Source organism: Nostoc cf. edaphicum LEGE 07299, assembly GCF_015207245.1.
Lineage (GTDB): Bacteria > Cyanobacteriota > Cyanobacteriia > Cyanobacteriales > Nostocaceae > Nostoc > Nostoc edaphicum_B.
The window spans coordinates 1-10,639 of sequence record NZ_JADEXF010000032.1; the positions used below are offsets into that span (position 1 = coordinate 1).

Annotated in this window: 9 protein-coding genes and 1 tRNA gene; 7 read left to right on the forward strand and 3 right to left on the reverse strand. The window is 44.5% G+C overall.

What is annotated here, in order from left to right; translation table 11 throughout:
• The first annotated feature begins 182 nt into the window (after positions 1–182).
• From pds to IQ229_RS01775, 4 genes are all read left to right on the forward strand, one after another.
• Entirely contained in the window at positions 183–1,622 is a 1,440-nt protein-coding gene (gene pds, locus IQ229_RS01760) for a 15-cis-phytoene desaturase (RefSeq protein ID WP_194040728.1), read from the forward strand.
• Positions 1,606–2,538 (forward strand): 15-cis-phytoene synthase CrtB, encoded by a 933-nt coding sequence (crtB, locus tag IQ229_RS01765; protein WP_194040730.1) that lies wholly within the window; start codon positions 1,606–1,608, stop codon positions 2,536–2,538. The genes pds and crtB overlap by 17 nt, the downstream gene beginning before the upstream one ends.
• Positions 2,539–2,671: 133 nt before the next feature.
• A tRNA-Ser gene (locus tag IQ229_RS01770) sits at positions 2,672–2,763 on the forward strand.
• 195 nt (positions 2,764–2,958) lie between these two features.
• Positions 2,959–4,281, forward strand: a complete 1,323-nt coding sequence (locus tag IQ229_RS01775) for an ABC transporter substrate-binding protein (RefSeq protein ID WP_194040732.1) — start codon at positions 2,959–2,961, stop codon at positions 4,279–4,281.
• 77 nt (positions 4,282–4,358) lie between these two features.
• On the opposite strand, the gene IQ229_RS01780 is transcribed toward IQ229_RS01775, so the two are convergent.
• Complete coding sequence (locus IQ229_RS01780) at positions 4,359–5,156, reverse strand: hypothetical protein (protein ID WP_194040734.1); 798 nt, start codon at positions 5,154–5,156, stop codon at positions 4,359–4,361.
• A gap of 544 nt (positions 5,157–5,700) precedes the next feature.
• Between IQ229_RS01780 and IQ229_RS01785 the strand changes: the two genes are divergently transcribed.
• The 3 genes from IQ229_RS01785 to IQ229_RS01795 all read left to right on the forward strand — a co-directional run bounded on the left by IQ229_RS01785 (position 5,701) and on the right by IQ229_RS01795 (position 8,280).
• Positions 5,701–6,018 (forward strand): hypothetical protein, encoded by a 318-nt coding sequence (locus IQ229_RS01785; protein WP_099102821.1) that lies wholly within the window; start codon positions 5,701–5,703, stop codon positions 6,016–6,018.
• 214 nt (positions 6,019–6,232) lie between these two features.
• Complete coding sequence (locus tag IQ229_RS01790) at positions 6,233–7,960, forward strand: succinate dehydrogenase/fumarate reductase flavoprotein subunit (RefSeq protein WP_194040736.1); 1,728 nt, start codon at positions 6,233–6,235, stop codon at positions 7,958–7,960.
• A gap of 134 nt (positions 7,961–8,094) precedes the next feature.
• Positions 8,095–8,280, forward strand: a complete 186-nt coding sequence (locus tag IQ229_RS01795) for a DDE transposase family protein (RefSeq protein WP_104908402.1) — start codon at positions 8,095–8,097, stop codon at positions 8,278–8,280.
• A 64-nt stretch (positions 8,281–8,344) separates the two neighbouring features.
• Here the strand turns inward: IQ229_RS01795 and ctpC are convergent, their stop codons facing one another.
• Positions 8,345–9,628, reverse strand: a complete 1,284-nt coding sequence (gene ctpC, locus IQ229_RS01800) for a carboxyl-terminal processing protease CtpC (RefSeq protein ID WP_194040738.1) — start codon at positions 9,626–9,628, stop codon at positions 8,345–8,347.
• A gap of 262 nt (positions 9,629–9,890) precedes the next feature.
• Positions 9,891–10,639 (reverse strand): (E)-4-hydroxy-3-methylbut-2-enyl-diphosphate synthase (gene ispG / locus IQ229_RS01805; protein WP_194040740.1); only part of this gene is annotated, 749 nt, incomplete at its 5' end.

A 10,639-nucleotide genomic window follows, 5' to 3' on the forward strand; every position in this document is an offset into this window, starting at 1 on the left:
CCGCAAAGCTATTGCCAACAATGGTATTGGCAATTTGCTTGGGCAAGTGCGCGTAGGTAAAATTCCCTTTGGCAAAAGTTTTTTGGGGAAGCGATCACACAACAACTGCCAAATGTAACGGATTGCAACGTATAATGAAAACGATAAAACGGTTAAGAAATATTGAAGAGCAGTAGGGTTACATGCGAGTAGCGATCGCGGGAGCGGGACTAGCAGGACTTTCCTGCGCGAAATATCTTACAGATGCAGGTCACACACCCATTGTCTTGGAACGTCGAGACGTTCTAGGCGGTAAAGTGGCCGCATGGAAAGATGCCGATGGAGACTGGTACGAAACAGGTCTGCACATCTTTTTTGGCGCATATCCCAATATGTTGCAGTTATTCAAAGAACTGGATATTGAAGATCGATTGCAGTGGAAAGAACACACAATGATCTTCAACCAGCCGGATGCACCAGGTACTTACAGCCGTTTTGATTTCCCAGATTTGCCGGCACCAGTTAATGGTATAGTGGCAATTCTGCGAAACAACGATATGCTGACATGGCCAGAAAAAATCCGCTTTGGCATCGGGTTATTGCCGGCCATGATTCAGGGGCAAAAGTACGTTGAAGAAATGGACAAATATTCCTGGACAGATTGGCTGCGTAAACACAAAATTCCCGAACGGGTCAATAAAGAAGTTTTTATTGCCATGGCCAAGTCGCTGAATTTCATTGGCCCAGATGAAATTTCAGCAACCATTCTTTTAACTGCCCTCAATCGTTTCCTCCAAGAAAAAAAAGGCTCGAAAATGGCCTTTCTGGATGGTTCGCCCACAGAACGATTGTGTCAGCCGATAGTAGATTACATCACCGAACGCGGTGGAGAAGTCCGCTTGAATGCTCCCTTAAAAGAGATTTTGCTAAACGCCGATGGTAGCGTCAAAGGATACTTGATTCGGGGGTTGAATGGGAACGAAGATGAAGTTTTTACGGCGGATTTGTATGTATCTGCCATGCCCGTTGACCCTCTGAAGGTGATTTTGCCAGCACCTTGGAAAGAAATGGAATTTTTCCAAAAGCTAGAAGGCTTGGAGGGCGTACCTGTGATTAACGTGCATTTGTGGTTTGATCGTAAACTTACGCAAATTGATCACTTGCTATTCTCGCGATCGCCCCTCCTAAGCGTTTATGCTGATATGAGCAATACCTGCCGTGAATACGCCAACCCCGAACGCTCAATGCTGGAATTAGTTCTAGCCCCGGCAAAAGATTGGATTGCCAAATCCGATGAGGAGATTGTGGCTGCAACTATTGCCGAGTTAGAAAAACTCTTCCCCGATCACTTTGGGGGAGACAATCCAGCAACATTGCTGAAATCTCATGTGGTGAAAACGCCCCGTTCAGTTTACAAAGCGACCCCTGGTCGTCAACAGTACCGTCCCTCGCAAACAACCCCCATTAGTAACTTCTATCTCTCAGGGGATTACACCATGCAACGCTACTTAGCCAGTATGGAAGGTGCCGTACTTTCTGGTAAGCTGACAGCGCAGGCGATTTCTGAGGCCCTCCCGGTAGCAAATTCCTCAAACCTGCAAACGCTCACCCGACCGCCCGCAACGAATGCTGCAACTGCCTGATTCCCCCCCGCGCATGAAAACGCTGGTCTCTGTAGACGAGTCATACAAACTTTGTCGGCATCTCACAGCAAAGTATGCCAAGACTTTTTACCTGGGTACTTTGCTCATGAGTCCGGTAAAACGTCAATCTATTTGGTCAATATACGCTTGGTGTCGCCGTACAGATGAATTGGTGGATGGCCCCGCATCTGCTATTACCACGCCAGAAACCCTAGACCTATGGGAACAGCAGCTGGAATCGATTTTTGCGGGGCGTCCATTAGAAAATTACGATGTAGCTTTAGTTGATACTCTCCAGCGCTTTCCGATGGACATTCAACCATTTCGGGATATGATTGCCGGTCAGCGTATGGACTTATATCGCAGTCGTTATGAAACCTTTGAGGATTTATACCTCTACTGTTACCGCGTTGCTGGCACTGTTGGCTTAATGTCAACATCAGTTATGGGTGTAGATAACACCATATATGCAGCACCGTGGCAACAGAACAAACAACCTTATGTTCCCATAGAAGAAGCGATCGCTCTCGGAATTGCCAATCAACTCACCAACATCCTGCGGGATGTGGGAGAAGATGCTAAACGGGGACGGATCTACATTCCCCTTGAAGACCTGGCAAAATTCAACTATACCGAGCAAGACTTCTTCAAAGGTGTGGTAGACGATCGTTGGCGGGCATTGATGCGCTTTCAAATTGACCGCGCCCGCCAATTTTACACCACATCCGACCAGGGAATTACTTGTTTAGCATCCGATGCCCGTTGGCCTGTATGGGCAGCATCAATGTTGTACGGTCAAATTTTGGAGGCGATTGAACGCAACGATTACGATGTATTCAGTCAGCGAGCTTTTGTTCCCCAGTGGAAAAAGTTACGCACCTTGCCCATAGCTTGGATGCGATCGCAAGTCCTTTAAAAAATTAGTCATTTGTCCCTAGTTCTTAGTCATCAGTGTTTTATACATAACCAATGACCAATCACAAATGACCAATGACAAATGACTATTGACTCTTACTAGCAAGTCTGGTAACATTGATATTCGTGAGTCAGGAGAGGTGGCTGAGTGGTCGAAAGCGGCAGATTGCTAATCTGTTGTACGGCAGGCAACTCCGTACCGAGGGTTCGAATCCCTCCCTCTCCGTTTTCCAGCTTTTGATACACAGAGTATATTTTGTGTAGAAAAATAAATAAATATTAATTCCGGGTAAATACTTCTACTCCTAAAGATGGATGATATGATTTATCGTTTGGAGTCTTGATAAGATCCAGCTAGTTACAACCCTAGTTTGACTCTTAAGTTTTAGGCTCCTAGATATCTGAGGAGTATAAGTGATTTATGAAAAAATTTAGTGCCGCCTTAAGTTTAAGTATAGCTACCCTCGCGGCAGGATTTCTACTTGGGGCTTGTGGTGATAGCAGTAACCCCAACGGCACAGCTAACAACGGAAGTACCGCTACCCCAGCGGCAAACTCAACTACTACAAGCAGTGCTAAAGGACTAAAAATTGGTTCCCTGTTACCGACGACAGGCGACTTGGCTTCTGTAGGACAGCAAATGCTAGGTTCCGTGCCTTTACTGGTCGATACGGTCAACGCTTGCGGTGGAGTGAATGGCGAACCTGTTACTTTGGTGCAAGTAGATGACCAAACCGACCCGAAAGCTGGAGCTGCCGGTATGACCAAACTAGCAACTTTAGATAAAGTAGCAGGTGTAGTTGGTTCCTTTGCCAGTAGCGTTTCAAGTGCAGCAGTTTCCATTGCCACACCAAATAAAGTTATGCTGGTTTCTCCTGGTAGTACCAGTCCCATCTTTACCGAAAAGGCTCAAAAAGGCGACTATAAAGGCTTTTGGGCACGTACAGCTCCCCCTGATACCTACCAAGCACTAGCTTTAGCCCAACTTGCCAGAAAAAAAGGTTTCAAGCGAGTTTCTACAGTCGTAATTAATAACGACTATGGCGTAGGCTTTGAAAAAGCATTCGTGCAAACTTTTGAAAAATTGGGTGGGACAATCGTTAATAAAGATAAACCTGTCCGCTACGACCCAAAAGCCCAAACATTTGATACAGAAGCGGCTGCTGCTTTTGCTGGTAAGCCAGATGCAGTCCTGGCTGTACTCTATGCCGAAACTGGTAGTCTGTTCCTGAAAGCCGCCTATCAGCAAGGTGTGGCGAAGGGAGTACAGATTCTGCTGACAGATGGGGTAAAATCACCTACTTTTCCCGAACAAGTTGGCAAAGGCGGTGATGGTAAATATATTTTAACAGGAGCGATCGGTACAGTACCGGGTTCCGATGGTAAAGCATTAGAAGCTTTCAACAAGCTGTGGAAGGATAAAAAAGGTGGTGCGCCAGGGGAATACGCTCCTCAAGCTTGGGATGCAGCTGCTTTATTAACATTGGCGGCGCAAGCTGCTAAGGAAAATACAGGCGTTGGTATAGCTAGCAAAATCCGGGAAGTTGCTGATGGGCCTGGCACAGAAGTTACTGATGTCTGCGAGGGACTGAAGTTACTTAAAGATGGTAAAAAGATTAACTACCAAGGAGCTAGCGGCAATGTAGATGTTGATGCTAACGGCGATGTCGTGGGTGTATACGATGTTTGGACAGTAGGAGACGATGGCACAATCAAGGTGATTGACAAAGTTACGCCTAAGTAGAAATTTAGGAGTTAGGAGTTAGGAGTGATGAGTTATGAATTTAATCTTAATAACTCCTAATTCCTAACTCCTAATTCTTAAAGCCCACTGAAGTTGTAACCAACTCCTAACAACAAGCCGACATCAGTTTGATCGAAGAATCCAGCATTGATAGCAGCTGTTGCCGTAAATTGAGAAGTTAGAGGCACATCAATGCCACCAGACACCAAAAAGGCAAATTGCGAATCATCACCAGTTTTGTAAGCTGCACCCACTCCAACGTAAGGTGCGATCGCTAATGGTTCGCTAAAAGCATCTGCTGATTTGAAGGTAAAATCGTAGGTGAGCGGAAGTAGAACTGTGGTGTCATCCCCAAATATGGCTGAGGGTCGTATTGATATAGAATTTGTCAGTCCGATTTTGCTAACTACCGCAAAGTTACCGTCGCCCAAAGATGTGTCACCACCGCTCAAACCAATGTTAGCAGCGATGCCAAGATAGCTACTACCACCACTGGTAGTTCTACCTAAATCAATATCAGATTGCGCCACTTTATTAGCAGATGGTTGAGCAGTAGTTTGAGAAGTCGGTTGTACAAACTCAGAGGTGAGCGTTGCAGATGAGGTTGCCACTGTGCCGGGAACAGGTGTAGGTGTTACACCAGCGTTTTCCTGTACCTGAGTTAGATTTCTAACTGAAAAAGTTTCAGTTGTTTCTGTAGAGAGATTTTGGCTAAACTCGTTGGGAGACGCTACGGTTGCGGAAGGTTCAGTTAATGGCTGATTGCTCAACTTGTCTACTGTCTGGGCGCTTGCAGATAAACCGCTACTCAGGAATGCAAGAGCAGCTAAACTTGGCAACCAAAAAACACCTTTACGAAGAAAAATAGTATTCACGTTCACTCCTAAAACAATGTTGCCACGAAAAATAAAGATTTTTGTTGATTTAAGTCAACAAATTCCGGCAATATTCAAAATTTAACATCAAAAAATCGGTTTTTGCATTCTGACTTTACTTGATTTCTCTAGTTAATATTTACTAGCAAAAAATTAACTTTTATAGCAATCCTGAATCACTCGCGAAAAACAAGATACCCAATAACTTTTACAAAATCGGGGATTTGTGGGTTGCAATTTTCACAAATTAAATAGAATTGATATATTTATTTTAAATATCCTAAATTTGATAGATGACAAATAGTCTCTTTGCTTAAAACTAAGATAGTGTTTATTAAGGAGGCGATGCCTACGGCGGGCTGCGCCAACGCGATCGCCATCTATTCCATGAACGAAAGAAGTTTTTTATCATAGCTGCCTTACCACCAAAGGCAGTTAGATTGTGAAGTGATATTACAAAGCTTGCAAAAATATTTAGAAATTGCCTACAAGGCAAACATAGTTCTAACGTAGAACCTATTAGGAGAGACTTGAGGCAAATGTGATGAGCGAAAATAATATTCAAAAGTACCGATTTGTCTGTACCCTGACTTTCGGTGATATCTACGGTCAAATAATTGTTTGGTTGATTACAATTACCCTAAGTTTGGCATCAGCCTTAGCGTTGATGGGTGCCAAGCGACCCGTGTACGCTTTAGCAACAGCGGGTCTCGTTGTTCTGTTATCGCTACCTTTCTTGTTGTTCGCGTTTGTCACTACCTTGTTAAATCATATTGAAGTCAGTCCTGTAGGGCCAGGAACCAAAATGGAACCCATACCAGGTAATGTCTCTCAGCAACAACCTGTACAAGCAACTAGCTAAAGAGTTAGGAGTTATGAATTATGAGTTATGAGTCACTCCATCTGTGCCATAACTCTTTGTTTTTAACTTTTCACTCCTAATTTCAAAATTTGTTACAACCTCCCTGTCTAGAAGCAGGGAATTTTTTTGTAGAGATGCTACTGCTACAACCCACTAGCTCATTAATCACGTCTCTACAATAGAACAGCAGTGGTTTGCAATCAGGGGGCTAATTATGCTGGAACATGATGTGATTATTGTCGGGGGCGGATTGGCGGGATGTCGCGCTGCTGTAGAAATTGCCCGCACTGACCCCAATTTAAATATTGCTGTGGTTGCCAAAACCCATCCAATTCGTTCGCACTCGGTTGCAGCTCAAGGTGGTATGGCTGCATCGCTGAAAAATGTTGATTCCGAAGATAGTTGGGAAGCACACGCTTTTGATACTGTCAAGGGTTCTGATTACTTGGCAGACCAAGACGCTGTAGCGATTCTCGCCCAAGAAGCGCCGGATGTGGTGATTGACTTGGAACATCTCGGCGTTTTGTTCTCTCGCTTACCCGATGGGCGCATCGCCCAAAGAGCTTTTGGCGGACATTCTCACAACCGCACTTGCTACGCCGCTGACAAAACAGGTCACGCGATTTTGCACGAATTGGTTAACAATTTACGGCGTTATGGGGTGCAAGTTTATGAAGAGTGGTACGTGATGCGTCTCATTTTGGAAGAAAATGAGGCCAAGGGTGTGGTCATGTTCCATCTTTTGGATGGACATATAGAGGTGGTGCGGGCTAAGGCGGTGATGTTTGCCACAGGGGGCTATGGTCGCGTTTATAACACCACCTCTAATGATTACGCTTCTTCGGGTGATGGTTTGGCAATGACTGCGATCGCAGGTTTGCCCCTGGAAGATATGGAATTTGTCCAGTTTCATCCCACTGGCTTATATCCGGTAGGGGTGCTGATTTCGGAAGCGGTACGGGGAGAAGGGGCGTATCTGATTAATAGTGAAGGCGATCGCTTTATGGCCAACTATGCACCCAGTCGCATGGAACTAGCTCCTCGTGATATTACCTCACGAGCGATCGCTTACGAAATTCGCGCCGGACGTGGTATTCATCTTGATGGAAGTGCTGGTGGCCCCTTTGTTTATCTGGATTTACGCCATCTAGGCAAAGAAAAAATTATGAGTCGCGTTCCCTTCTGTTGGGAAGAAGCCCATCGTTTAGTAGGTGTTGACGCAGTAACTCAACCGATGCCAGTCCGTCCGACAATTCACTATTGTATGGGTGGTATCCCAGTTAACACCGATGGTCAAGTTCGCAGTAGTGGCGATGGTTTAGTTGATGCTTTCTTTGCTGCGGGTGAAACATCTTGTGTTTCCGTACATGGTGCAAATCGTTTGGGGAGTAATTCACTACTGGAGTGTGTAGTTTATGGTAAGAGAACTGGAGCTGCGATCGCCAAATTTGTGCAAAAACGTAAGTTACCCTCTGTAGATGAGCAACGGTATGTAACAGAAGCCCAGCAACAAATTCAAGCCTTGCTAGAACAATCAGGACAGTACCGCATTAACCAAGTCCGTGAAGCTTTTCAGGATTGTATGACTGAGTATTGTGGTGTTTTCCGCACTGAGGCATTAATGACTGAAGGTTTGCAGAAATTAGAAGAAATACAACAAAAATACCCTCAAATTTATTTAGATGACAAAGGTAGTTGCTGGAATACAGAACTCGTAGAAGCTTTAGAATTGCGAAGTTTGATGGTAGTAGGGCAGACTATTTTGGCATCAGCTTTAAATCGCCAAGAAAGTCGTGGCGCTCATTTCCGCGAAGATTATTCCGAGCGAGATGATAGCAATTTTCTCAAACACACAATGGCTTACTATTCACCCGCGGGAATTGATATTCAATATCGACCGGTGGCGATTACTATGTTTGAGCCAAAAGAGCGGAAGTATTAGCCAAAAGTAAATTTATGTGAGAAATCGAGGGGACTACAAAAATTTTGTCCACCTCGATTAATAACAGTAAGTGCAAAGATATTTTCTCTATGCAGTAAAATTCTGACTATAAAAACAAGATTTTTATTTAAAATATGAACAATTCACAAACTTGGTATATTGTCAAGCGCTCTGCTGGAAACTGTGAAATTATCCCCAGCGACCAAGTTGGCGACGATAATCTAGAAATTATAGAACAGTGGGGACCCTTCAGTTCGCAAGAAGAAGCGATCGCTCGACGTGTCGGACTTATTAGGGCGGGGAAGTGCCAACCAGTTTAAGTTAGTAGTTAGAAGTTGACAGTGACAGCCTTTATTCCTAACTCCTAACTTTATTCCTAACTCTTCATTTTTCTGCTGTAGGTGTCCCCTTAGCAGCAATTTTTTTACCTATCACTTCCACCGCTTTAGCGAATTGAGGGTCTGCCAGAGTCGCGAGTTTGTCACGTTCATGGAGCCACAAATCTTCCATCTGCTTTTTGCTCAAATCCACCTTCACATCTGGCGAAATGCCTTTGTGATTGATATCTGTACCATTGGGGGTATAGTAATGAGCAATTGTCACCGCTAATCCTGAACCATCTTCCAAGGGACGCACCGATTGCACTAATCCCTTACCAAAGGTTTGAGTACCGACCAAAGTAGCACGCTTATTATCCTGCAAAGCCCCTGAAAGGATTTCACTGGCACTAGCGGAACCTTTATCTATCAACACCACCAACGGTTTATTGGTCAAAGCTCGTCCATTTGCTTCTTCCTTTTCTGCTTCTCCTCGACGTTCAACAGTTGAGACAATCTTACCTTTATCTATCCACATCCGAGCAATATCCACACTGGAGAAGAGTAAGCCGCCTGGATTACCACGCAGATCGAGAATATATCCGGCTACCTTTTTGCTTTCTAAATCTTTGATAGCAGTTAGCATTTCTTTACTAGCATTCGCGCTGAACTGGTTCAAGCGGATATAACCAAGATTTCCGGCTGGGGTTTTCTTTTGAGAAAACTTAACTGGATGGATTTCAATTCGCGCCCGTTTGATGTTAAATTGTTTTGTCTTACCATCGCGCCCAATTGTCAAGCTGACTTGCGATCCGGCTTCACCTCTAATCAAGGATACTGCCTGGTTAGTATCCATACCCTTAGTATCTTTGCCGTCAATTTTGAGGATGATATCTTTTGCTAAAACACCAGCTTTAAAGGCTGGTGTATCTTCGATTGGCGCAATTACAACCAATTGCTTGGTTTTTTCATCCTGACTAATGGTGATCCCAATCCCTGTCAATTCTCCAGAGGTATCCACCTGCATATTCTTGAATTCCGACGGGTCCATAAATCGGGTGTACGGGTCTTCTAGCTTTTTCAGCATTTCCCGAATGGACTTATACGCATCCTGCGGATTACTGTAGGACTTGCTCAAGTATTCCTTACGAACAGCCTGCCAATCTACCTGATTAAAAGTACCGTCGACATATTGGCGCTGAACAATTTGCCAAACTTCATCTACTAATTCTTTAGGACTTGCTTTAAATAAAGCCTGACCTCGCGAATGAATGCCAAGGCTAGTAACAGCGATCGTGGAGAGTGTAACTGCCGTAGCACCCAAAACAAGCCTACTTTTTGTAATCACCATAATGACAGCTGCGTCAGAGGGAAAATAATATAGTCAGTATGCTCAATCTAACACAGGCTATTACTGTACAGACCGAGTATGTATCCTTAATTTAAACAAAATACTTGACAATCCGACGACCTTGATGGTTAAAAGATACAAAGTTTTTGGGTATAGGGTATTGGGGACAAGAGGCAGAGGTGCGGAGGGGCAGAGAGGCAGAGGAGAAAAACTTACTGCAACTTCTCCTCTGCTCCCCTGCTTCCCCTGCCCCTCTGCCTCTTTAAGGTTCTACCCAGCGTTCATCTGCCTTAATGAGGTTAATTAATTCCTCTACACCTTTATCTTCTGGGACTTTTTTAATTTCTTCTCGTCCACGATACAAAGAAATATAACCAGGTGTTTTGCCAACATACCCATAGTCGGCATCTGCCATTTCTCCGGGGCCATTGACAATACAACCCATAACTGCAATGTCTAACCCAGTTAAGTGTTTAGTGGCTTCCCGGACTTTGTGCAGTACTTCCTCTAGATTAAACAAAGTGCGTCCACAGGAAGGACAAGCGACGTATTCCACCATCGTTTTTCGCAATCCCAAAGCTTGGAGAATGCTGTAGCAGACGGGAATTTCTTTTTCTGGTGCTTCTGTTAGTGAGACGCGAATTGTATCGCCAATACCATCAGCAAGTAAGGTTGCAATACCTGCTGTAGATTTAATTCGCCCGTATTCGCCATCACCAGCTTCCGTAACGCCTAAATGTAACGGGTAATCCATACCCAGTTCATCCATACGTTTGGCGATGAGGCGATAGGCGGCTACCATCACCGGGACTCGTGAGGCTTTCATGGAAATTACCAAGTTGCGGAAATCCAAAGATTCACAAATGCGGATGAATTCTATAGCAGATTCCACCATTCCTTCGGGGGTGTCACCGTAAGTAAATAGCATTCTCTCTGCAAGGGAACCGTGATTTACCCCAATCCGCATCGATTTTCCTTGATCGCGCAAAGAAACTACCAGAGGTTCTAAGG